The sequence below is a fragment of the Brevundimonas sp. SL130 genome (assembly GCF_026625805.1).
Taxonomy (GTDB): Bacteria; Pseudomonadota; Alphaproteobacteria; order Caulobacterales; family Caulobacteraceae; genus Brevundimonas.
Genome location: NZ_CP113064.1, coordinates 1634999 through 1656066, shown reverse-complemented (window position 1 = coordinate 1656066; position 21068 = coordinate 1634999). Strand labels below are relative to the sequence as shown.

Genomic DNA, 21068 nt, shown 5'->3' with positions numbered 1-21068 from the left:
GGCGTCGCGAGAGGCGGGTCTATAGGCGAGGCTTTTCGGCCTGTCCAGCGCCGTTTCAGTCCTTTTCGACATCATCTTCTGCGCCTTCGTCCAGCGCGGCCGGAATGGCGTAAGCGCCGGTGAACCAACGTTGAAGGTCAACCTCGGAACAGCGCCGGGAACAGAAGGGCTTGTACTTCGGGTCGGCGTCGGCCTTGCGACAGATGGGACAGGTGCTCATCGATCAGGTCCTTCGATGCGGCCGCACCCGCGACGCACGGCGGCATCGGCCCGTACTGACGCACGCGGCCCAATCCGGGCGGCCAGAGGGCCGAGAATAGCCGCTTCCTCCGGCGCACAACGCACGACGATGCTCGGAGACTGGGTGTCGGACAACAACCGTCGGCGTAGCGCACGCGCCAGGGCTAGGACCTCGGTCTGTACCGACGGCCGGCGGCCGCCCTCGAACAGTATCTCTTCTATAGGGGTCCGCCGCCACGGCAGAGACATCTGCAACAGGCCAAATCGACTGATCGGGCCGAACACGGCCTGGGGTTCCTGAGTAAAGGCCATGCGAGCGGCCTTGTCTCCGGCGGCCGCGTCCTCCGCGCCTCCGACCAGGTCGATGACGATCAGACCGCCCCAGTTTCGCAGCCCGATCAGCCGTGCGGCCTGGTTCAGTCCCAGGCGATTCGCCGCCGCTCGCGCCTGTTTTGGATCCCGGCCCGTCCCGGCCGTGTGATCGATATCGACGGCGATCAGGGCGCGGGTGCGTTCAATGGCGAGGTCGATTCCGTGCGAGGCGAAGGCATGGCTGGGCGCCAGCGCCTCCTCCTCCGCCTCAGCCACCGCGTCGATAGCCGCGAGACCTGTCGTCGGCCCCACGCCCTCGGCGAGGTCACGCACTTGGGCGGCGATGCTCGGCGCCGCTTCCAGAAGCCGGGGCGCCCCCTCCCCCGGCCCGAGGCGACGCAGGACCGCCCCCTTGCCGGCGCGCGGCTCGGCGACAACCGTCGCCTCCAGCCTTTCGCCCTGGGTCAGGCGCTCATTGCGATAAAAGGGCAGAAAGGCCGGAACGCCGGAACCAAGATCGACGAAGGCGCCGCGCAGGCCCGGATTGATCTCGGTCACCCGACCGACGGACCGGGCCCCCAGACGATGCTGGAGCGGATCGCTGTCACGATGGATCAGCAGGTGGGTATAGCGGCCGTCGCGCATCACCGCGCCGCGGGTCTCGCCCGGCGCTTCGTCGAGGAAAACCTCGATTTCGCCACTCATGCCCGGCAGCCGACGCCGTGCAGCAACTGTACCGCCTCGTAGAGCGGCAACCCCATCACCGACGGATGGCTGCCGACGATTCGCTGGATGAAGGCCCCGGCCGGGCCTTGAATACCGTAACCGCCGGCCTTGCCGCGCCAGTCGCCCGTGGCGACATAGGCGGCGATCTCATGGTCCGAGAGCGGTTTGAAGGTCACGCGCGTCTCATTGACCCGCGAAGACAGCCTGCCGTCGCGCACGACAGCCACACCCGTAAAGACGCGGTGATTGCGGCCCGACAGCAGTTTCAGGAAACGAGTCGCTTCCGCCTCGTCTGCGGCCTTCTCGAGGAAGCGCCGCCCCACCGCAACGACCGTGTCGGCGGCGATCACCACCGCATCCGGACGCCGAGCCGCCACGGCCTGAGCCTTGGAGGTGGCGAGACGTTCGGCGAGACGCGTCGGCGTTTCGCCCTTTAGCGGCGTCTCGTCGATGTCGGCGGGATCAATATGGTCGGGCTTGATGCCGACCTGCGCCAGCAATTCGATGCGGCGCGGGCTGGCCGAGGCCAGCACCAGTTCGGGACGACCCGCGCTCACTTATTTGAAGCGATAGGTGATGCGACCCTTGGTCAGGTCGTAGGGCGTCATCTCCACCAGGACCTTGTCGCCGGCCAGCACGCGGATGCGGTTCTTGCGCATCTTGCCCGCGGTGTGGGCGATGATCTCGTGGTCGTTCTCAAGCGTCACGCGGAAGGTGGCGTTCGGCAGCAGTTCGCTGACGGTGCCGGGAAACTCGAGCAGTTCTTCCTTAGCCATGCGGCCTCTCACGCCCGTTGAATATGCGTTCGACCCCACGCCGGGCGGGCGCGAGGGGCGGAATGGAGGGGCCTAATGCCCGAAAACGCAGAGATAGTCGAGGTCAGCCGCGACGGTAGAGGGCGCAGAGCAGCGTAAACAGGCGTCGCGCGGTCTCGTGATCGACGACAATCTTGCCGTCCAGTCGCGTCTTGAGCTGATCGGCCCCCTCGTTGTGCAGACCGCGCCGGCCCATGTCGACCGATTCGATCTGACTGGGGGACGAACCGCGCAGCGCCTCATAGTAGCTGTCGCAGATCAGCAGATAGTCCCTGATGACGTTCTTCAGCGGCGTCAGACTGATGGCGTAGGTCCGGGTGAAGCCGTCGCCGTCAATGTCGAACACCAGCCGATTGTCTTGGAGCGACAGCTTCAGCCGATACGGGCCGCCCTCGGCCCCCACCGGTTCGAAGCTGTTTTTCTCGACCAGGTCGAAGATGGCCACACGGCGCTCATGCTCGATCTCGGCCGTCGCCGCCGGCAGGGTGACCGTATCCAGCTCGACCGACGCCAGCCTATGGGGACCGCTCATGCCGCATTCCCTTCATCCAGTTCGGGGGCGTCCAGATGGGTCGGCGCCACCCGCGCCGGCCACCGCTCGGAGATGTCCGTGACCACGGCGTCCAGGCACTCGACGTCGATTCGCAGATCGCCGCCGCCCGCGAACATCAGAATCACCCGCCCGCCCGGCGCCTCAGCCGGCACGAAATCCAGGGCCAGAAGTTCCAGAGAGGCGTCGGGACTGCGCGACAGACGGCGGCTCTTGACCGCCATCACGTCCCCGAATTGCATGGCGCACATCACCCGTGTGCCGCCACATTCCCAGCAGAAGCGGCTGAAGGCGATGGTCAGGGTGCGGGCCTGCTTTTCCCAAACGATGTCGACGGGCCTCAGGATCGCGTCCTGAAGGGCGGCGGAGATGATCTGCAGATCGTCGGCGTCCTCCGCCAGCAGGCGCAGCGGCTCGACCGGCGTGCTGGGAACGGAAGGGACGGCGTCGATCTCAGTGCTCATCACCCGTTCCCTTTATCCGACGAATATCGGCGCCGCACGCACCGAGCTTTTCTTCCAGACGCTCGAAACCGCGATCCAGATGATAGACGCGCCCGACGGTCGTCTCACCCTGGGCGGCCAGACCGGCGATGACCAGACACATCGAAGCCCGCAGGTCGGTGGCCATCACCTGGGCGCCGTGCAGAACCTCGACCCCGTGGACCTGGGCCTCGCCGGCGTGGACCGAGATCTCGGCCCCCAGCCGCGCCAGTTCGGGCACATGCATGAACCGGTTCTCGAAGATCGTCTCACGCACCGTGCTGACGCCCTCTGCCATGGTCATCAGGGCCATGAATTGGGCCTGCAGATCGGTGGCGAAACCGGGGTAGATGGCGGTCTCGATATCGACCGCCTGCAACCGCACCTTCGGATCACGCTTGATCCGCACGCCGTCGTCGGTCGGCGACACCTCGACCCCGGCCTCGATCATCTTGTCGGTCAGGGCGCCGATCAGATTGGCCCGCGCCTTGGTCAGGCGCACTTCGCCCCCGGCCATGGCGGCGGCGACGGCGTAGGAGCCCATCTCGATGCGATCGGGAATCACCGACCAGGTGGCGCCGTTCAGCGACGACACCCCGGTGATGGTCAGGACGTCTGTGTCGATGCCCTCGATCTTCGCGCCCATGGCCGTAAGACAGTGCGCCAGATCGCCGATCTCGGGCTCTCGCGCGGCGCGGCGCAGCACGGTCGTGCCCTGGGCCAGAACGGCGGCCAGCAGAGCGTGTTCGGTGGCGCCGACCGAGACGAACGGAAACTCGATCTCTGCGCCTTTCAGCCCCTTGGGCGCCTTGGCGGTGACATAGCCTTCTTCCAGCTCGATCTCGGCGCCCAAGGCCGTCAGGGCCTGGAGGTGCAGATCCACCGGCCGGGCGCCGATGGTGCAACCGCCGGGCAGCGACACCTTGGCCTCGCCGGTCCGGGCCAGCAGCGGCCCCAGGACATTGAACGAGGCCCGCATCTGGCGAACCAGATCATAGGGGGCGAAGGTCGAGCTCAGGGTCTTGGCGTGGAACAGGCTTTCCTGGCCGTCCGCGCCGTCACGCTCGGTCACCTCGATGCCGAACTGGCGCAGCAACTGGCCCAGGAAGCGGGTATCCGCCAGACGCGGCATATTGGTCAGCAGCAAGGGCTGATCCGTCAGGATCGAGGCGGCCATCAGCTTGATGGCGGAGTTCTTGGCGCCGCTGACGGGAATATCCCCGAAAAGCTGGGCGCCGCCCTGAATGGCGATACTGTCCATGACGTCCTTGAAGCGCGCCCGAAGGAAACGCCTCGGGGGGATGGTTCTCTAGCAAGCCGGCGCGCGCTTGCCAAAGGGCGGAGCGGGCGCGAGCCGATGACTTTCAGTTGCTGTCTTTGGGCGTCGCCGGGGTGCGGGCCGGCGCCTTGCGGCGACGCAGATTGGCGCGAAGGGCCGAGGCCAGCCGGATCGCCCGCTCAGCGCGGGCTCGTTCCACCTCCGACGGCGCGGCCGATTCGGCGGGCGGCGCCGCGAGGGGCGCAAGAGGCGGCGTATCAGCATCGTACGGAGAGCGAGTCATGGCGCTAGAATGCCGTGATCAGGGGCCGTGTCCAAACTTTCTTTCAGATCGTCAAAAAACCGCTTCCCTCCCCGGAAGCCTCTGGCTATACGGCCGCTTCCTCAGTCGGGGCCGCCGTAGCTCAGTGGTAGAGCGCATCCTTGGTAAGGCTGAGGTCGTGGGTTCGATTCCCCCCGGCGGCACCATCTGAGACCTTGTGTGGCGGGCTTTTCATAGCCCGCCCGCATCTCACTCCCCTCCCAGACAATCTGAGCGTCCCGGTCCGGATGTTTGTCCGTCGACTGTTTCGCGTGTCATTCATGACCGCAGGCTGCTCGCACTGAAAATACACAGCGCCTGACAACCCAGATCGTCTGAAGCACTAACGCCTGTTAATCGGGCAATTCCTGACATCAAATCCAATGTTTCCTTAATCAGTCATAGACAAGAAAAATAAGGATATTCGCCTTATCTGATTTCATCGTTGCGTCACAATATGTCTCGCTTCGAGGAACTCATGAAGTTAACCATCAAGGTCCGACTGATCGCCTGTATAGGCGCGCTTGGCATGGCTATGCTGGCGGTGGGAACGACGAGTTGGGTGACACAAAGCCAGGTCGAGCAACGCCTACAGTCGATTATTGCTGACCGGGTCGTGCCGATGCAGCAACTGAAGATCGTCAGCGACATGTATGCGGTCAATATCGTCGATACGGTTCACAAGACCCGCGCGGGTGCGATGTCGCCGGCGCAGGCGCAAGCGAGCGTGGAGGCCGCCAAGGCAGCGATCAGCGAGAATTGGGCGGCCTACAAGGGCACCCGAATGACGTCTGAAGAACAGGCATTGGTGGACAAGACGATCGCCGACCTGCCTGCGGCCGACGCAGCGGTTGCTCGGCTCGAAGGCGTTCTAAGCAGCGGCGACACGGCCGCTCTGGCCAGGTTTGCCGATCAACAGCTTTATACCGCCATCGACCCGGTGACGGCCAGTGTCGGCGCTCTTGTCGATTTGCAAACCCGCGTCGCGCGCACCGAAGGTCAGGCCGCCACAAAGGCTTTCGAAACGTCCATGTGGCTGATCGGCGGGATCGCCCTCCTCGCCCTGGCCCTGCTTATCGTATCGACCCACTTCATTCTGGCCAAGGTCTCAGGACCTATCCAGGCGATGGCCGCAGCCATGCGCCGCCTTTCGCAGGGAGAGCTCGCCATCGACATACCCGCCGCCGGGCGACGCGACGAACTGGGCGAAATGGCCAGTGCTGTGGTGGTCTTCCGCGACGCCGCGACTGAAAAGCTGCGCTTGGAAGCCGAGGCCCTATCGACCCGTGAGGCCGCCGAGGCGGAACGCCGCCAACGCCAGCTGTTGTCCGAAGAAGCCACTCAAAGTCAGGCCGCTGTGGTTGAAGCGCTGGCAGTGGGTCTGGAAGCGGTCAGCAAAGGCGATCTGACAGTGCAGTTGCACCAGACTTTCCCGCCCGACTACATAAAGCTGCAACAGGACTTCAATGGCGCAGTGCATCGGCTGGGCGAAGCCATGGCCGCCGTCGTCGTAAACGTCTCGGCCATCCGGGTAGGCTCGGACGAAATCGCCTCCGCGTCCGACAACCTGTCAAAACGCACCGAACAACAGGCCGCGTCTCTGGAGGAGACCGCCGCTGCGCTTGAAGAGATCACAGTGACGGTGAAACGCACCGCCTCCGGCTCCCAACTGGCGTCCCAGGTCGTGGCTTCGGCCAAAGGCGACGTTCAGGCCTCGGGCGACGTGGTGCGCAAGGCGATCGCCGCAATGAGTCAGATCGAGAAATCCTCAACCGAGATCACACAGATCATCGGCGTGATCGACGAGATCGCATTTCAGACCAATCTTCTGGCCCTCAACGCCGGCGTAGAAGCCGCGCGAGCGGGCGAGTCCGGTCGCGGTTTTGCGGTCGTAGCCCAAGAGGTTCGGGCGCTCGCGCAAAGATCCGCCGAGGCCGCAAAGCAGATCAAGGGTCTGATTTCGACCTCAAGCCAGCAGGTCGGCCAAGGCGTCGCTCTGGTCGCGGAATCGGGCGACCGGCTGACGCGCATTCTCGACCAGTTCGCCGCCATCGACGGTTTGGTCGAAGAAATCAGCGCCTCGGCCCAGGAACAGGCTTCCAGTCTCACCCAGGTCAGTACTGCAGTTAATGACATGGACCGGATGGTCCAGCAGAACGCGGCCATGACGGAAGAATCCACCGCCGCCTCGCATTCGCTCAGGAACGAAGCGGGCGAGTTGGACGACCTGATGTCACGCTTCAAGGTCCGCAATCCGCCCGCGGTCACGCGCTCCGCAAACGATCAAAACCATAGGACGCCCAGGGCTAAGCCCAAGATCGCAAAGCCGCGTGCTCAGGCTCCCAAAACCGCTATGGCTCTCGGCGTTCTCGGAAACACGGCTCTGAAGACCGAAGAGTGGGACGAATTCTGATCCTGCCGACGGGCCGCCCAGGACCTTTTCGCCGACGCTAGGCGCTAATGGCGTATCGGTCGAACGCCTGATCGCACAGTCTTCTCAGTCGTAAGCAGAAAGTCCGCGGCGCCAGGGATCCCGTTCGCCGGAATCCTCATCCTTGCTCCAGCTGAGTCCCACAGACAGGGACTTGCTGGTGGAATTGCCGCCATAGCTGCGGGCCGCACCATAGGGCGAATAGAAGCCTGGGCCCCGCAGGCCATAGCCGCCGTAGCCATAGCCCCAGGGCTCATTACGCCCCTCGCGGTAAGACAGGTCCAGCCGGCCGTTCTCTCCGATCGGCAAGGACACAGCGGCGGCGTAGGATCGATAGCCGCCCGTGCCGATGCCCGCCTCGACCATGCCGTGGACCTGACGGTCATCCTGGGGACCGGGCGACGCCGCCTCGTCAAAATTGGCGCCGGGGGTGCGGCTGTCCAGCCAATGCTGGATCTGCTGTTCCGTGGTCAGGCCGTGAGGCTGGGCGTCCTGAGCGGTGGGGGCGGCCGCGGCGGCCTCAGGCGGCGCGTTCATGGCCTCGGCCAATGTCGGAGCGTTAGAGGGCGCGGTGGCGACCACGCCGTCGGGATCGCCGTCCGAAACCGTCATGGCCATGGCGGCCAGTAGTCCTGCGATCAGCATGCGCGGTCTCCCTTCGACATTATCTTAGCACAGCGATTGAGGCCAAGGTCAGGCGTTTCCGTCGCCTCGCCGCAACGGGTCCGGAAGCGGGGCGCCCGAGGCCACGAAGCTCAGGGCTACCGAGTTGATGCAATAGCGATTTCCTGTCGGCGGCGGGCCGTCGGGGAAGACATGGCCCTGGTGGCTGCCGCAGCGGGCGCACTGGGTCTCGATGCGGATCATGCCGTAGCTGGTGTCGCGGATCTCATGGACGTGGGCGGGATCAACCGGTTCTGTGAAACTGGGCCAGCCTGTACCGCTCTCGAACTTGGTCCCGCTCTTGAACAGGGGCAGACCACATTCCCGACAGCAGAAGACGCCGGCCCGCTTTTCGCCGAGCAATGTCCCGCAGAAGGGCGCCTCGGTGCCGTGCGACAGCAGGACGCGCTTCTCCTCAGGGTTCAGGTCGGCCTCCAGCCGGGCGCGTTCGGCCTCGTCCGGCGGGGTCAGGTCATAGCCCGAAGGCGAGAGGAGGCGGTCGGCGGACGGGGCGATATCAGTCATGGATCCCAAATAAGAAGGGGCGGGCCGAGGTTCCACCCCTGCCCGCCCCCATAGCCCGCGCGATGCGGACGATTTTATTGGAACAGGGTGGCGACCCAGGTCCGGACGGCGGCTTCATCCGTCGGATTGCCGGTGTAGGCCAGGCCCTGCGCAGGCGCGAAGGGCGCGTCATTGCCGCGCTGGCGGGTCATCCAGGCCTTGTGGCCGTAGGTGAGGTCCGCATAGTTGGACGGCAGGCGTTGCACGGTCGGCTCGATGAAGATCGTGTCCTCTCCCGTGGTTGATCCAGCCAGCCGGACGTTCGGCAGGCGGGTCAGCAGGTCCAGGGTGTCCAGGCAGCCGCTGGTGCAGCCCCCGTCCACCAGAACGATCACCGGCCCGGCGACCGGATTGGCGACGCCGGTGTCCGGCACTGACGGGCGGCCCGGCAGGGTGAAGGTGGCCTGCCCGGCGGCCAGGGCGGAATCAAAGGCGGCGACAATGGCCTGGGTCTGTTCGATCACGGCGCCCGATTCCTGAACGAAGCGAGGATCGGCCTGCATCCGACCCAGGGTGTCGGCGAACCACTGACGATTGGCCGGGGTGGCGCGATAGGTGATGGAGCCGGCTTCAGGCTGGCGGCTGACGGTGAATTCTGGCGTCCAGATATGGTTGGCCAGGACATAGCCGCGCCCCGTCGCGTTCAGCGATGCGCCATTGGCGCCGCGCAGATCGATGACGAAGCCCTGGGCGCCACGAATAGCGCCTAGCTGAGCATCGACGGCGGCGAAGAAGGCGTCAAAATCGGCCTTGTCGCCCAGGGTGTGAACATGCAGCCACGGGCGGCCGTTTACGGTCTCGATCGCCAACGGCGTCGCGCCGGGCGTATAGACGGTGGCGCGATAGGCGGCTTCAAGGCTGGCGGCGTCGACCGGCTGGTTCTGTAGCGGGTATTCCTTGGTACGGCGGCCGGTCTGGAAATTACACAACGCAGGCATGCCGCCGGTGAACGGATTGTTGCGGTTCCATAGCAGATAGGGCGCGGTGCGGACCCGATCGGCTTCGGTCGTCAGGTCGCCTTCCCAGCGGTCCAGGCGTTCCGCGGCCACATCAGCAGCGCTTTTGCCGAGGCAGTCGATCAAGACCGACCCGACTGGCGGGGCGTTGCGGAGCCCGGGCTTCACATTTGCGACGACATATTTGCCGTCACGCCAAGCCATGGTGACCCCTGACCAGCCTATACCGAAGAACGGGCCAAGTCCTTCATAGGTCGGGCTGACCGAGATGTTCGAATCCCGGAAGCCGTTCGCGTAGTACCGCAGCAGATAGGCGTGGCTGTCGCCGCTGTTGACGCGGCCCACCTTGGACTGGGCGTCGGCCAGACCGGCGTCGATCCAGGCGCGAAAGGCCTCGCTGGGCGCGCCCGGAACGACGGCGGCGGGGTGGTTGGCGGCCAGGGCGTCATGGACCGTCTGGAGATCCTGCTGCGCCAAGGCGCGGAAATCCTGGGCCGAGGCGGCGCCGGCGGCCAGGGTCAGGGACAGGACGGCGGCCGAGGCGGCGGCGATCAGGCGGTTCATAAGAGCTCCTGGGCTTGGGCGATAAGCTTGGCGCCGACGTTAAACCTTAAGCCTCCTAGGCTTGCCAACCCCTGTCGCCGCGCTTTCGCCCAAATGTCACACCGATTGCGCCGACCCGGCCGGGGTTCAGAACGGCGCCGGCCCCTCGACCACCGCGCCGAACAGGCGCGTGAAACTGGACTTCAGGGCGGCGTCCGCCTCATCCATCGTCGCCAGAACGCCCAGATCGACCAGGCTGGTGACACCGTGTTCCTGGATGCCGCAGGGCACGATGCCGCCGAAATGGTCCAGATCCGGCTCGACGTTCAGACTAACGCCGTGAAAGCTGACCCATTTGCGCACCTTGACGCCAATGGCGGCGATCTTGTCTTCGCGCGCCCAGCCGGCGCCCTTGCGCTCGACCCAGACCCCGACCCGGCCGTCCCGCACGTCCGCCTTGACCCCAAACTGGCCCAGCCCCCCAATCAGCCATTGTTCCAGGCCCCGCACGAAGGCGCGCACGTCCCGGCCGCGCCGGTTCAGGTCCAGCATCACATAGGCGACCCTCTGGCCCGGCCCATGATAGGTGAACTGCCCGCCGCGTCCGGTCCGGTGGACCGGAAACCGCCCCGCGTCGAGCAGATCCTCGTCCCGCGCCGAAACGCCGGCCGTATAGAGGGGTGGATGCTCCAGCAGCCAGACCATCTCGCCCGCCTCCCCTGCAGCGATGGCGGCGACGCGGGCCTCCATGAAGGCCTCGGCTGCGGCATAATCGACATAGCCGGACGACACGGCCCATTCGACAGGGCGATCATCCTCGCGGTGCAGTTTCAAAAGGTCAGGACTTAACGGGTCGGCAAGCATAAGGCTTCAATGTGTAGCGCGAGGCGTTTGCGCAAGTGACGACCTCGCAGTGAAAGAGAGCGCCTGTGTCCCAGATCAACGCCGTCGACGTCGAAATTTCAGTGGTGCTGGGCCGTATGGTGCTGCCGATGTCGCAATTGCTGCGGATGGGTCGCGGCGCCGTGATTCCCCTGGATGCGGCCGAAGGCGACGAAGTCTGGATCCTGGCGAACAACCACCCGGTGGCGCGCGGCGAGATCGAGATTCGCGATGACCGGATCGCCATCACCGTCACCCGTCCCGCTGACCTGTACGACTTCATGGCCGGTTCGGCCTGACTTCAGGCGGCGGACAGGGCCGCGCTTTTCCGCTCTGTATTTCATGCGCCGCACCGCGTTCAATTCCCCTTTCCTTTTCCGGCGGCTTCGTCTATTCGCCGCCCCTCCGATGCGAGCGGTCGTGGCGGAATTGGTAGACGCGCAGCGTTGAGGTCGCTGTGGGGCAACCCGTGGAAGTTCGAGTCTTCTCGACCGCACCATCTGGCTAAACAGGGCGATTCATCGGCTAACTACGGCTGGACATACCAAGGGAGGCGACCACGTGAGCACCACGGACTCCGCCTTCGCTCCAGCCGAAGCGCCTGATAACGAAGACCACGCCGCCCTGGACGAGGACTATGTCCTCACCCCTCAATTCGTCGAAAAAGTCGTGGACGCCGCCGACGACGGCGACGGCATGCGGCTGCGGTCGCTGCTGGAAGATCTTCACCCCGCCGACGTCGCCGACCTGATGGGCTTTCTGACGTCGGAACACCGTGCTGTCGTGGTGTTGTGGCTGCCGCCCGAGCTGCTGGCTGCGACCCTGCCCGAACTGGACGACGGCATCCGCGAAGAGGTGCTCGAACGGGTGCCGCACGGAACCCTGGCCGAGGCGCTTCAGGAACTGGATTCCGACGACGCCGCCGCCGTGGTCGAGGATCTGGAGGACGACCAGCGCGAACGCGTCCTGGCCGCCATGCCCGACATCGATCGCGCCGCGATCGAAAACAGCCTGGGCTATGATGAGGAGTCCGCCGGGCGCCTGATGCAACGCGAGGTGATGGCCGCGCCCCAGTTCTGGAGCGTCGGCGACACCATCGACCATATCCGAAAGCAGGGCGACGACCTGCCCGAGCTGTTCTTCGACATCTATGTGGTCGATCCGCTGAACCGTCCGGTCGGCGGCTTGCCGATCAGCGGCCTGCTGCGCGCCCCGCGCAGCGCCGCTCTGGCGGACCTGATGGAGCCGATCAATGTGATCGCCGTCGATCAGGACCAGGAAGAGGTCGCCTACATCTTCGAGAAATACCATCTGATCTCAGCCCCCGTCGTCGATGCGGCCGGGCGGCTGGTGGGTCAGATCACCGTCGATGACATCGTCAACATCATTCAGGAAGAAAACCGCGAGGACATCCTGCGTCTGGCCGGCGTCGCCGACGAGGACCGCGGCTCGTCCGTGTCCGAGATCGTGCGCGGCCGCGTGCCCTGGCTGGCGATCAACCTGGCGACGGCGGCCCTGGGCGCCAGCGTCATCGGCCTGTTCGAAGCCACCATCCAGCAGATCGTCGCCCTGGCGGTGCTTATGCCCATCGTCTCGGCCATCGGCGGCAATGCCGGCACCCAGGCCCTGACCGTCACCGTACGCGCCCTGGCGACACGCGAACTGAACTCGGCCAACGCGATGCGGACCTTCCTGCGCGAACTGGCCGTCGGCATGGCCAACGGCCTGATCCTGGCGCCCCTGATCGGCGTGGCGGCGGGCTTCTGGTTCCGCGACGAGGACTGGAAGATCGGTCTAGTGATCGGCGCGGCCATGATCCTGAACCTGCTGGTGGCGGCCTGTATCGGCGTGCTGACGCCTCTGACCCTGTCCAAGCTGAAGTTCGACCCCGCTGTCTCGTCGGCGGTGTTCGTCACCGCCACGACGGATTTCTTCGGCTTTTTGATCTTCCTCGGTCTCGCGACCATGGTTCTGTTGTAAAAATCTGGCCCTATGGTGGCTGGCCCCATGCTGCTGGCCCCATGCTTGCTGACCTCGGGCTTGAAGCCGCGCCGCCGTCTCGCTTTGGGGCAACACCTGTGTCTGACACTTCGAAACCGACCAAGATCTCCCGCGAGGGGGTCATTCTGATCAAGAGCTTCGAGGGGTTCCGCCCTCGAGCCATTCAGCGCGCCGACGGCCGCTGGACCATCGGCTACGGACACACCCAGTCCGCGCGCGAAGGCCTGACGGTGTCCGAAAGCGACGCCGAGCTCCTGCTCCAATACGATCTCATTCCGGTGGCGCAGACCGTCAAGGCCATCCAGGCGCCCCTGAACCAGCATCAGTTCGACGCCCTGGCCAGCTTCGCCTTCTCGGTGGGCGTCGACCGGTTCAAGACCTCCGATGTCCTGGCGCGACTGAACGCCGGCGCGCCGCTGGAGGCTGCCAACGCCTTGATGACGTGGGTGGAAGACGCCGATGTCTTCACGCCGCCGCGCCGCCGCGCCGCCGAACGCGCCCTGTTCGTCGCCGACCCCGAGGCCCCGGCGTCCCTGGCCGATCTGCTCGCCATCCCCCTGCCCCCCGCCACAGCCACCCTGGTGGAAAGCACGGCCGAGGCCGAACCGCATACGGACGAGGTCGAGGCAGAGTCTGTCGAGCCCGCGCCCTTCCCGGCCTTCCCGCCATCCCAGGCCGTGGTTGATACGGTCGCCGAGGCCCCGCCCTCAATGACGCGCGAAGCCGCCATTTCGGCCTTGCTCGGAGACGTCGAAGAAGACGCGCCGGTTGAGGCGGACACTGAAAGCGCCGCCGCCGAGACGATGGCGGCTGTCGAACCGGCGCCCGCGCCTTCCGAACCCGAGGGTGACAGCCCCGTCGAGGCGACACCTGACGTCGCACCCGAAACGCCGGACCAGGATGAAGAGCCCGAATCGATCCAGCCGATCGAAGCCGACGTCGAACCTTCGGACGTCGAACCTTCGTCTGTCCCCGCGTCCGCACCGCCTTCACCCAGGCCCGTGTCGCCGGTCATGACCAGCGCCGCGACCTTCTATTCGCCCTACGCTGTGCGCGCGCTGGGCCCCCTGGCCGGCTTCGGCCTCCGCGGCGGACCGCGCCCGACGGCAGCCCAGACGGCGCCGACGCAAGCTGACGCCGCCAACGACGCTCCGCCGGCCGATCTAGAGTCCGAGACGCCGCAAGCCCCGACGGACGCCCACTCTGCGGATGAAGCCCAGGCGGACGACACCGCGGACGACACCACGGCGAACCTGCCTGCCGACGCGCGCCTTGAGGACGCCGAGCCGACGCCGGAGAGCACGGCGGAGAGCACGCCGGAGCCTGCGCCCCCGGCCGTCTCGGCGGACGCCGCCGAACAGATCGAGGTCGCCGTCGAGGCGGCCGCAGATGACGCCCCGCAAGCCACGGCAACGACGGACGCCGCCTCTGATGAGGAACCGGCGGCTGCGGTCGAATCGCCGGTGGAAGTGCCGATGTTCGCCTCTGTCCCCCTGCCGATTCCCCAACCGACGCCCCAACCGACGCCTCTGCCTTTTGAAGGCGCGCCCTTGGCTCTGACGGGGGTGCCGACCGCTCAAGCGGCGCCAGACACCCGTTTGGTTTGGCCCGAACACAATGACTTGACCCACCCGGACCAGACGCCCCTGTTCGAGCAGGAGGCGACCCCGGTGCAACAGGACGCCCCGCCCGAGCCGGCGCGTCCGACCGCACCCTCTTTCAAGCTCGAATGGACCGAAACCCTAACCTTCCTGGCCATGGGCGGCATAGGCTTGCTGTCATTCGGCGCCGCCATGGCGGCCTTCCGTCAGTCGTCTCAATCAGACGTGGACACGGGCTTGATCGGCTGGGCCCTGGTTGTCATCGCCCTGGCCTGCGTCGGGGCGTCCGGGTTCAATCTCTACAAGCGCTGGGGGCGCGTCGATCGCGACTAAGTGGGTTTTGCGAAAGCCCATGCACGATGCTAACCCTTTGCGCATGAGCATTCCCTTTGCGCCCCAATCCATGGAATTCAGCCTCGGCGAGAACGCCGACGCGATCCGCGACACGACCGCGCGCTGGGCGGCCGACCGGTTAGCGCCCCTGGCGGCCGAGATCGACGCGACGAACACCTTCAGGCGCGAACTCTGGCCCGAGATGGGCGAACTGGGTCTGCACGGAATCACGGTCGAGGAAGACTACGGCGGCCTGGGCCTGGGCTACCTGGAACATGTTGTGGCGATGGAAGAGGTGTCGCGCGCCTCGGCATCCATCGGCCTCAGCTACGGCGCCCACTCCAACCTGTGCGTCAACCAGATCCGCCGCTGGGGCACGCCCGAGCAGAAGCAGAAATACCTGCCCAAGCTGATCAGCGGCGAACACGTGGGCTCGCTGGCCATGTCCGAGGCCGGCTCGGGCTCGGACGTCATGTCCATGCGCACCCGCGCCGACAAGACGGGCGACCGCTATGTCCTGAACGGGACCAAGTTCTGGATCACCAACGCCCCCCACGCCGACACCCTGGTCGTTTACGCCAAGACCAATCCTGACGCCGGATCAAAGGGCTGCACCGCCTTCCTGATCGAAAAGGGCATGAAGGGCTTCAGCGTCTCCAAGAAGCTGGACAAGATGGGCATGCGCGGTTCCGACACCGCCGAACTGGTGTTCGAGGACTGCGAGGTTCCCGAGGCGAACATCATGGGGCCGCTGGGCGGCGGGGCCGGCGTGCTGATGAGCGGCCTGGACTATGAGCGCGCGGTCCTCGCCGCCGGCCCCCTGGGCATCATGCAGGCGGCGCTGGACGTGGTCCTGCCCTACGTCCGCGACCGCAAACAGTTCGGCAAGCCGATCGGCAGCTTCCAGCTGATGCAGGGCAAGGTGGCGGACATGTATGTCGCCCTGAACAGCGCGCGGGCCTATGTCTATTCGGTGGCGCGCGCCTGTGACGCCGGCCTGACCACCCGCTATGACGCCGCCGGCGCCATTCTGCTGGCGTCCGAGAATGCGGTGAAGGTCACGATGGAGGCCGTCCAGGCCCTGGGCGGCGCCGGCTACACCAAGGAATGGCCGGTCGAACGCCTGGTCCGCGACGCCAAACTCTATGACATCGGCGCCGGCACCAACGAGATCCGCCGCTTCCTGATCGGGCGGGAACTGCTGGGGAGCTGATCGCTTTCTTCGGGGGAAAGACAAACCCAGGCGCGCGACGAAGAAATAATCGCCTCTCGTGCGATTATTTGGGTTTCTTGCCGTTCGGTAAGTGGCGATGAAACCTCTGTACGCCTAAATGGCGAACCTCCTCCCCCCGAGCCCCAAGCCTGATGCCCGCCCACAACCCGCCGAACGACGACCTGCGGCTCTTCTCGGACGTGATCGAGGAGCTTGGCGAGGGCGACGAACCCAAGCTGAAGCTTGAAGAATTAGTCGCGGCCTTCGGCGAACGCGGCTTCGGGGCGATGATCCTGATTCTGTCGATGTTGGCCCTGCTGCCCTGGCCCCCCGGCGGCAAGGCCGTATTCGCGGTTCCCATCATCCTGATGTCGCTTGAGCTGGCTTGTCAGCGCAGCGCAATCTGGCTCCCCCGCTGGGCGCTTCAGACATCCATCAGTCGCTCGGCCTATCGTGCAGGGGTGTCGCGTATCATGAGGACGGTCCGCTACGTCGAGAACCTGACCCAGCCGCGTATTCCGTTCCTGACGGGCGAGATCGCCGATACGATCACCGGCCTGGTCTGTGTGATCCTGGCGCTGATCATGGCCCTGCCCATCCCGTTCGGAGACGCCCTGCCCGGCATCGCCCTGGTCTTCTTCGCCCTGGGCATGATGCAGAGGGACGGCGTCGCCATTCTGTTGGGCGCGCTCTCAACCGGCGCCTGCGCCCTCTACCTCTTCCTGATCTGGCGCACCGTGTTCGAAGTGGCGCATCACGTCGCCGGCTGGTTCAGCCAGTTGCTGCACTGAACGACAAAAGGGCCGCCGCGTCGCCGCGACGGCCCTTCATTGTCTGACCGCGAACGGCCGGACCACAACACTCAGCCTGAAAAGCGCTCAAACAGCCCGACGGGCGTTGGCGCCAACCAAAAGGATCAGGCCTGGCCTCCAACGAGGACCAGGGTCGCGGCCACCGCACGCGATTGATGACAATGAGACACTGGATCACCTCCTTTCGACTGTTCAACAGGGATTCGAAAGGTAAGACGCCTCAAGGCCTTGCGCCAAGAGGCTTCGCGATTTCGTGAAGTCCTGCGCCGTCAGGCCGCCTGTTGCGCACCGGGCGCCAGCCCCTGCATCATCATCCGGTTAATGTCGATCAGGTCCTGGAAAGTCTCTTCCCCACGCATGACCGCCGACGAGTGTCGATTGACGAACAGGCTCAGCGAGATGATCTGCGCCCGCACGGCCGCCGGCAGGACGTTGGACGCATCGCCGCAATCGGCCGCCAGCGTCGACCACAGACGCCGGTTCCAATCCAGCGCGTCGATACGCGTGGCCAGATCCCGTTCATCGACCGTCGAGGCATGCACCAGCGCGCGGGTTACCTGGCCGAAAAGCCGGTACTCCATATCGCGCGGGGTTTCAGCCCGCGTCGTCGCCGCTGCGTACGCCTGAAGCGACATTCAGCACCTTTTCTTCGTATTCGACAATTTTACGGGCGGCCATCAGGGCCTTGTAATATTCGCGCGCCAGCACGTGGCGCGAAGCCGAGACGCATTCGGCCAGAATGGCGGGGTTTTTCGTCGCCCCCATGAACTCCGAGATGCGCAGCGCCAGCTCGTCGTAGAACTTGGCCGCAGACGCCTCTTCCAGATACATCATCATGATCGGGAAATAGATCCGACGCGCGGGCGTCGTGACTTCCTCCGCCTGCATGATGTCCTTCTCGCGCAGCACGCTCGCGCGGTTCTGAAGGATCAGCACGCCGCGACGGTCGCCGTTCTGGACCACCGCGCCGTTCAACACGAACTTCTCGCCTGGCTTCAACGACAGCTTCAGGGCCATGGACGACCAAACTCCCCACTGACGGACCCCATGGATCATGGACCATCCCAGTGAATAGGATCTTAAGCGAAGAGGGTTAACCATCTCTTGTCTTAAGCGGACGCTGGAACACCTAGGAGAGCGCGACGTTTCCTGTCTGCACAGGAGGCGGCCATGGCGGACAACGACTATCAGGACGATCAGGAACAGTCGGAAACCTTCGACGAAACCCACATCGACGACGAGGGCGAAGGCGACATCCTGCTGGACGAGGCCGACCCGGTTCTGGACGTGACCCAGGCCGACGGCGACGCCGACGAGGGCGCGTTCGACGAGGACGACATCGACCTGGACGGTCAGCTCGCCCTGGACGGCGTCGAACGCGAGGCGGACGCCCTGTTCGGCATGGACGGCGAAACCCTCAGCCAGTCGGACGCCGACAGCAACGGCGCGCAAAGCGATGACGAAGTCGAGCTGGTCTATTCCGGCCTGATGGAAAACGCGCGCGGCGCCCAGGCCAGCGCAGCCCATTGGGAATCGCGGCGTCTGGACGACGACGACATCGAACAGCTCGGTTACGCGCCTGAGCCGGACGCCGAAAAGTCAGCAATCTAAGGAAAACCTATGACCGACAACCACGCCAAGACCGACGCTTCAACGGACGCACCCCACGCGAAAAAGATCGCGGCGGAAGACGGCAAGCCGGATCAACTGAAAGACAAGATGAAGGACGGGGTCTCTCGCGAAGAAGCCCTGGTGGACGAAGGCATCGAGGAGACCTTCCCCGCCAGTGATCCGGTCTCGGCGAAACACATCACCTGATCGCTGTTCATAACTCGACCGATCGGCTAACCCGCTCCGAGACATTCACGGAGCGGGTTTTTCATGAGCCGGTTCGAAGGCACCGACCACTATATCGCCACCTCGGACCTTAAGGTCGCGGTGAACGCCGCCGTGGCGCTGGAACGCCCCCTGCTGATCAAGGGCGAGCCGGGCACGGGCAAGACGGTTCTGGCCTATGAGGTCGCAAAGGCCTTCGACGCCCCCCTGATCACCTGGCACGTCAAATCGACCACCAAGGCCCACAGCGGCCTTTACGAATATGACGCCGTCAGCCGCCTGCGCGACAGCCAGCTGGGGGACGCGCGCGTTCATGAGGTTCGCAACTATCTGAAGAAGGGCAAGCTGTGGGAGGCCTTCACCGCCCCGACGCGCCCTGTCCTGCTGATCGACGAGATCGACAAGGCCGACATCGAATTCCCCAACGATCTCCTGCAGGAGCTCGACCGGATGGAATTCTATGTTCAGGAGATCGACGAGACGATCCGGGCCGAAATCCGTCCCATCGTCATCATCACCTCGAACAACGAGAAGGAACTGCCCGACGCCTTTCTGCGCCGCTGCTTCTTCCACTATATCCGCTTCCCGGACGCCGAGACCCTGTCGGCCATCGTCGATGTCCACTTCCCCGGCATCAAGCCGCGACTGGTGTCGGAGGCGCTGAAGACCTTCTACGAGATCCGCGACACGCCCGGCCTGAAGAAAAAGCCGTCCACCTCGGAACTGCTGGACTGGCTGAAGCTGCTTCTGGTCGACGATATCGACCCCGAGACCCTGAGGGAAAAGACGCCGAACAAGCTGATTCCGCCCCTGCACGGCGCCCTGCTGAAGAATGAGCAGGACATCAACCTGTTCGAACGACTGGCCTTCCTGGGACGGCGCGACGGCGGCCGTCCGGGCGGCTGAGCGGCATTACCGCGATTTCACTGGCTCATCGGCGCTTAGCGACCACAATACAGACCATGAGCGTTACCGTCCCGTATCGTCTTCTAACCGCCGGCCTGTCGGCTGCGATCCTCAGCGCCGGTCTTGCGGCGTGCGATGGCGAAAACGCGGTCCGCATCACCACCTCCACGACCCGCAGCTCGGACAACGCATCCGAGGGCGTGCTTAAGGTGGTGGACGGCCTGCAATGCCCCGACACCGTCAGCGTCCTGACACGCAAGGGTTCCGCCAGTCCGGGCGGCGGATCCTGCACATATGGCGGGCCGCGCGGCGCCGAGGTGGTGCTTTACCTGGTCAAGCTGGACGGTCGCACGCCCGAAGACGTTCTGCGGGACTACGAACGCCGTCTCTCGGCGGAAATCCCCCAGGCGGCGGTTCGGATCGACGCCCGCGAGACCGAGGCGGGCGAAGAAAACGCCTCGGTCGAGGCGCCCGGGGTGAACATCAAGACCAAGGGCGAAGACGCCACGGTCAGCCTGCCGGGCCTCCATATCGAGACCCAGGGCGACAACGCTACGGTGCGGATCGCCGGAATCAATATCGAATCCAAGGACGGCCAGGGCGTCCGGACCGAGACCAGCGCGGTCAAGGTTCAGACAGACGGCGAAACCACCCAGGTCCGCACCCAGGCGCCGGGCGAGGCCACACGCATGACCTTCCTGCTGGCCGACGACAGCGTCGAGGCGGGCGCCTGGCGTCAGGTCGGCTTCGTCGCGCGCGGCCCCGTCGGCGGGCCGCTGGTGATCGCCACCGTGCGTTCGAAGGCCAAGAACGGCCGCGTCTTCGAGGCCGCCAAGGAACTGGTCGCCCTGAACGTCGGGGACTGACGACTTTTTCACACCCAGACGCCATCCGATCCGCCCGGATCGCCCCACACGTCTTGATCCCCGCGCCGCTTTGCGTCACCTGACCAGCCCACACGCGATCAGGATCGAAGATTTGGCCGAGCGCCCCAAGAAGAAGACCGAAGTCCGCGCTTGGCAACGCATGCTGTCCGGTCGACGCCTGGACCTGCTCGACCCGTCGCCCTTCGACATCGAGATCGAGGACATCGCCCACGGCCTGGCCCGCGTCGCGCGCTGGAACGGTCAGACGATCGGCGAACACGCCTTCTCGGTCGCCCAGCACAGTGTCGTGGTCGAGGAGATCGCCGCCCACATCAAGCCGGGCCTGGATCCCAAATGGCGCCTGGCCGCCCTGCTGCACGACGCCTCGGAATATGTGATCGGCGACATGATCTCGCCGTTCAAGGCGGCGCTAGGCTCGGGCTACAAGGATTTCGAGGCGCGGCTGGAGGCGGCCATCCACGTCCGCTACGGCCTGCCGCCCAAGACGCCCCAGACCATCAAGACCCTGATCAAAAAGGCCGACAAGGCCTGCGCCTATTTCGAGGCGACCCAGCTGGCCGGGTTCAACGAAAAGGAATCTCTGGGCTTCTTCGGCTCCCCGCCCCCCGGCTACAGCCTGATCATCGAGCCCCAGCCCGCCTCCATCGCCCAGGCCCGCTATCTGGAGCGTTATCAGGTCCTGGCCAAAGCCGTGGGCTTGCTGCCCGCCGACGACGCCTGGCACACGGAATAGGC

The 21068-nt window shown here is 65.3% G+C and carries 25 protein-coding genes and 2 tRNA genes; 13 read left to right on the top strand and 14 right to left on the bottom strand.

Annotated features, from left to right (window positions below):
* Nucleotides 1-55: 55 nt before the first annotated feature.
* The 8 genes from OU998_RS08245 to OU998_RS08210 form a co-directional block, all read right to left on the bottom strand.
* Entirely contained in the window at nt 56-220 is a 165-nt protein-coding gene (locus OU998_RS08245; RefSeq protein WP_267516550.1) for a DNA gyrase inhibitor YacG, read from the bottom strand.
* On the bottom strand, nt 217-1257 hold the full coding sequence (locus OU998_RS08240; RefSeq protein ID WP_267516549.1) for a ribonuclease E/G: 1041 nt from the start codon (nt 1255-1257) through the stop codon (nt 217-219). The genes OU998_RS08245 and OU998_RS08240 overlap by 4 nt, the downstream gene beginning before the upstream one ends.
* Nucleotides 1254-1835 carry a Maf family protein gene (locus tag OU998_RS08235; protein ID WP_267516548.1) on the bottom strand — a complete coding sequence of 194 codons (582 nt, stop codon included), beginning with the start codon at nt 1833-1835 and terminating at the stop codon, nt 1254-1256. The genes OU998_RS08240 and OU998_RS08235 overlap by 4 nt, the downstream gene beginning before the upstream one ends.
* Entirely contained in the window at nt 1836-2054 is a 219-nt protein-coding gene (gene infA, locus OU998_RS08230; RefSeq protein WP_008261544.1) for a translation initiation factor IF-1, read from the bottom strand.
* Between the two features lie 103 nt (nt 2055-2157).
* The gene (locus OU998_RS08225; protein ID WP_267516534.1) at nt 2158-2625 is read right to left on the bottom strand and encodes a UPF0262 family protein; all 468 of its coding nucleotides are present in this window, start codon (nt 2623-2625) and stop codon (nt 2158-2160) included.
* Nucleotides 2622-3107, bottom strand: a complete 486-nt coding sequence (locus tag OU998_RS08220) for a DUF2948 family protein (protein ID WP_267516533.1) — start codon at nt 3105-3107, stop codon at nt 2622-2624. The genes OU998_RS08225 and OU998_RS08220 overlap by 4 nt, the downstream gene beginning before the upstream one ends.
* The gene (gene murA, locus OU998_RS08215; protein ID WP_267516532.1) at nt 3097-4386 is read right to left on the bottom strand and encodes a UDP-N-acetylglucosamine 1-carboxyvinyltransferase; all 1290 of its coding nucleotides are present in this window, start codon (nt 4384-4386) and stop codon (nt 3097-3099) included. The genes OU998_RS08220 and murA overlap by 11 nt, the downstream gene beginning before the upstream one ends.
* A gap of 103 nt (nt 4387-4489) precedes the next feature.
* On the bottom strand, nt 4490-4687 hold the full coding sequence (locus tag OU998_RS08210) for a hypothetical protein (RefSeq protein ID WP_267516530.1): 198 nt from the start codon (nt 4685-4687) through the stop codon (nt 4490-4492).
* 110 nt (nt 4688-4797) lie between these two features.
* On the opposite strand from OU998_RS08210, the gene OU998_RS08205 reads away from it, so the two are divergent.
* Together OU998_RS08205 and OU998_RS08200 are read left to right on the top strand one after the other, a co-directional pair.
* A tRNA-Thr gene (locus OU998_RS08205) sits at nt 4798-4872 on the top strand.
* Nucleotides 4873-5183: 311 nt separating this feature from the next.
* A complete protein-coding gene (locus OU998_RS08200) occupies nt 5184-7118 on the top strand; it encodes a methyl-accepting chemotaxis protein (protein ID WP_267516528.1) in 1935 nt (644 codons plus the stop codon).
* A gap of 84 nt (nt 7119-7202) precedes the next feature.
* Here the strand turns inward: OU998_RS08200 and OU998_RS08195 are convergent, their stop codons facing one another.
* The 4 genes from OU998_RS08195 to lipB form a co-directional block, all read right to left on the bottom strand.
* Nucleotides 7203-7781 (bottom strand): hypothetical protein, encoded by a 579-nt coding sequence (locus OU998_RS08195; RefSeq protein WP_267516526.1) that lies wholly within the window; start codon nt 7779-7781, stop codon nt 7203-7205.
* A 48-nt stretch (nt 7782-7829) separates the two neighbouring features.
* On the bottom strand, nt 7830-8324 hold the full coding sequence (msrB, locus tag OU998_RS08190) for a peptide-methionine (R)-S-oxide reductase MsrB (protein ID WP_267516524.1): 495 nt from the start codon (nt 8322-8324) through the stop codon (nt 7830-7832).
* A 74-nt stretch (nt 8325-8398) separates the two neighbouring features.
* A complete protein-coding gene (locus tag OU998_RS08185; protein ID WP_267516522.1) occupies nt 8399-9883 on the bottom strand; it encodes a hypothetical protein in 1485 nt (494 codons plus the stop codon).
* A 126-nt stretch (nt 9884-10009) separates the two neighbouring features.
* Nucleotides 10010-10726, bottom strand: coding sequence for a lipoyl(octanoyl) transferase LipB (gene lipB, locus OU998_RS08180; RefSeq protein ID WP_267516520.1), 717 nt, complete (start codon nt 10724-10726; stop codon nt 10010-10012).
* 65 nt (nt 10727-10791) lie between these two features.
* On the opposite strand from lipB, the gene OU998_RS08175 reads away from it, so the two are divergent.
* The 6 genes from OU998_RS08175 (at nt 10792) to OU998_RS08150 (ending at nt 16683) form a co-directional block, all read left to right on the top strand.
* The gene (locus OU998_RS08175; RefSeq protein WP_267516518.1) at nt 10792-11043 is read left to right on the top strand and encodes a FliM/FliN family flagellar motor switch protein; all 252 of its coding nucleotides are present in this window, start codon (nt 10792-10794) and stop codon (nt 11041-11043) included.
* Nucleotides 11044-11158: 115 nt separating this feature from the next.
* Nucleotides 11159-11243, top strand: a tRNA-Leu gene (locus OU998_RS08170).
* Nucleotides 11244-11305: 62 nt separating this feature from the next.
* On the top strand, nt 11306-12724 hold the full coding sequence (gene mgtE, locus OU998_RS08165) for a magnesium transporter (protein ID WP_267516517.1): 1419 nt from the start codon (nt 11306-11308) through the stop codon (nt 12722-12724).
* Between the two features lie 98 nt (nt 12725-12822).
* The gene (locus tag OU998_RS08160; RefSeq protein WP_267516513.1) at nt 12823-14679 is read left to right on the top strand and encodes a glycoside hydrolase family protein; all 1857 of its coding nucleotides are present in this window, start codon (nt 12823-12825) and stop codon (nt 14677-14679) included.
* Nucleotides 14680-14722: 43 nt separating this feature from the next.
* Nucleotides 14723-15892, top strand: coding sequence for an isovaleryl-CoA dehydrogenase (locus OU998_RS08155; RefSeq protein ID WP_267516511.1), 1170 nt, complete (start codon nt 14723-14725; stop codon nt 15890-15892).
* A gap of 152 nt (nt 15893-16044) precedes the next feature.
* A complete protein-coding gene (locus OU998_RS08150; protein WP_267516510.1) occupies nt 16045-16683 on the top strand; it encodes an exopolysaccharide biosynthesis protein in 639 nt (212 codons plus the stop codon).
* Between the two features lie 290 nt (nt 16684-16973).
* Here the strand turns inward: OU998_RS08150 and flaF are convergent, their stop codons facing one another.
* Complete coding sequence (gene flaF, locus OU998_RS08145; protein ID WP_267516509.1) at nt 16974-17339, bottom strand: flagellar biosynthesis regulator FlaF; 366 nt, start codon at nt 17337-17339, stop codon at nt 16974-16976.
* Nucleotides 17299-17721, bottom strand: coding sequence for a flagellar biosynthesis repressor FlbT (flbT, locus tag OU998_RS08140; RefSeq protein WP_267516745.1), 423 nt, complete (start codon nt 17719-17721; stop codon nt 17299-17301). Before flbT ends, flaF begins: the two co-directional genes overlap by 41 nt.
* Nucleotides 17722-17874: 153 nt before the next feature.
* Between flbT and OU998_RS08135 the strand changes: the two genes are divergently transcribed.
* The 5 genes from OU998_RS08135 to OU998_RS08115 all read left to right on the top strand — a co-directional run bounded on the left by OU998_RS08135 (nt 17875) and on the right by OU998_RS08115 (nt 21066).
* A complete protein-coding gene (locus OU998_RS08135; protein WP_267516507.1) occupies nt 17875-18315 on the top strand; it encodes a hypothetical protein in 441 nt (146 codons plus the stop codon).
* 9 nt (nt 18316-18324) lie between these two features.
* Complete coding sequence (locus tag OU998_RS08130) at nt 18325-18522, top strand: hypothetical protein (RefSeq protein WP_267516505.1); 198 nt, start codon at nt 18325-18327, stop codon at nt 18520-18522.
* A gap of 63 nt (nt 18523-18585) precedes the next feature.
* On the top strand, nt 18586-19446 hold the full coding sequence (locus OU998_RS08125) for an AAA family ATPase (RefSeq protein ID WP_267516503.1): 861 nt from the start codon (nt 18586-18588) through the stop codon (nt 19444-19446).
* A 56-nt stretch (nt 19447-19502) separates the two neighbouring features.
* Nucleotides 19503-20312, top strand: coding sequence for a methyltransferase type 11 (locus tag OU998_RS08120; protein WP_267516502.1), 810 nt, complete (start codon nt 19503-19505; stop codon nt 20310-20312).
* 160 nt (nt 20313-20472) lie between these two features.
* Nucleotides 20473-21066, top strand: coding sequence for an HD family hydrolase (locus tag OU998_RS08115; protein WP_267516743.1), 594 nt, complete (start codon nt 20473-20475; stop codon nt 21064-21066).
* The last annotated feature ends 2 nt before the right edge of the window (nt 21067-21068 follow it).

Coding starts and splice junctions, on each gene's coding strand:
- OU998_RS08135 (WP_267516507.1), top strand. CDS start 17,875: ATGGCGGACAACGACTATCAGGACGATCAGGAACAGTCGGAAACCTTC.
- msrB (WP_267516524.1), bottom strand. CDS start 8,324: ATGACTGATATCGCCCCGTCCGCCGACCGCCTCCTCTCGCCTTCGGGC.
- OU998_RS08225 (WP_267516534.1), bottom strand. CDS start 2,625: ATGAGCGGTCCCCATAGGCTGGCGTCGGTCGAGCTGGATACGGTCACC.
- OU998_RS08210 (WP_267516530.1), bottom strand. CDS start 4,687: ATGACTCGCTCTCCGTACGATGCTGATACGCCGCCTCTTGCGCCCCTC.
- murA (WP_267516532.1), bottom strand. CDS start 4,386: ATGGACAGTATCGCCATTCAGGGCGGCGCCCAGCTTTTCGGGGATATT.
- OU998_RS08245 (WP_267516550.1), bottom strand. CDS start 220: ATGAGCACCTGTCCCATCTGTCGCAAGGCCGACGCCGACCCGAAGTAC.
- infA (WP_008261544.1), bottom strand. CDS start 2,054: ATGGCTAAGGAAGAACTGCTCGAGTTTCCCGGCACCGTCAGCGAACTG.
- OU998_RS08195 (WP_267516526.1), bottom strand. CDS start 7,781: ATGCTGATCGCAGGACTACTGGCCGCCATGGCCATGACGGTTTCGGAC.
- OU998_RS08130 (WP_267516505.1), top strand. CDS start 18,325: ATGACCGACAACCACGCCAAGACCGACGCTTCAACGGACGCACCCCAC.
- flaF (WP_267516509.1), bottom strand. CDS start 17,339: ATGTCGCTTCAGGCGTACGCAGCGGCGACGACGCGGGCTGAAACCCCG.
- flbT (WP_267516745.1), bottom strand. CDS start 17,721: ATGGCCCTGAAGCTGTCGTTGAAGCCAGGCGAGAAGTTCGTGTTGAAC.
- OU998_RS08120 (WP_267516502.1), top strand. CDS start 19,503: ATGAGCGTTACCGTCCCGTATCGTCTTCTAACCGCCGGCCTGTCGGCT.
- OU998_RS08125 (WP_267516503.1), top strand. CDS start 18,586: ATGAGCCGGTTCGAAGGCACCGACCACTATATCGCCACCTCGGACCTT.
- OU998_RS08200 (WP_267516528.1), top strand. CDS start 5,184: ATGAAGTTAACCATCAAGGTCCGACTGATCGCCTGTATAGGCGCGCTT.
- OU998_RS08150 (WP_267516510.1), top strand. CDS start 16,045: ATGCCCGCCCACAACCCGCCGAACGACGACCTGCGGCTCTTCTCGGAC.
- OU998_RS08220 (WP_267516533.1), bottom strand. CDS start 3,107: ATGAGCACTGAGATCGACGCCGTCCCTTCCGTTCCCAGCACGCCGGTC.
- OU998_RS08155 (WP_267516511.1), top strand. CDS start 14,723: ATGAGCATTCCCTTTGCGCCCCAATCCATGGAATTCAGCCTCGGCGAG.
- OU998_RS08185 (WP_267516522.1), bottom strand. CDS start 9,883: ATGAACCGCCTGATCGCCGCCGCCTCGGCCGCCGTCCTGTCCCTGACC.
- OU998_RS08240 (WP_267516549.1), bottom strand. CDS start 1,257: ATGAGTGGCGAAATCGAGGTTTTCCTCGACGAAGCGCCGGGCGAGACC.
- OU998_RS08115 (WP_267516743.1), top strand. CDS start 20,473: ATGCTGTCCGGTCGACGCCTGGACCTGCTCGACCCGTCGCCCTTCGAC.
- lipB (WP_267516520.1), bottom strand. CDS start 10,726: ATGCTTGCCGACCCGTTAAGTCCTGACCTTTTGAAACTGCACCGCGAG.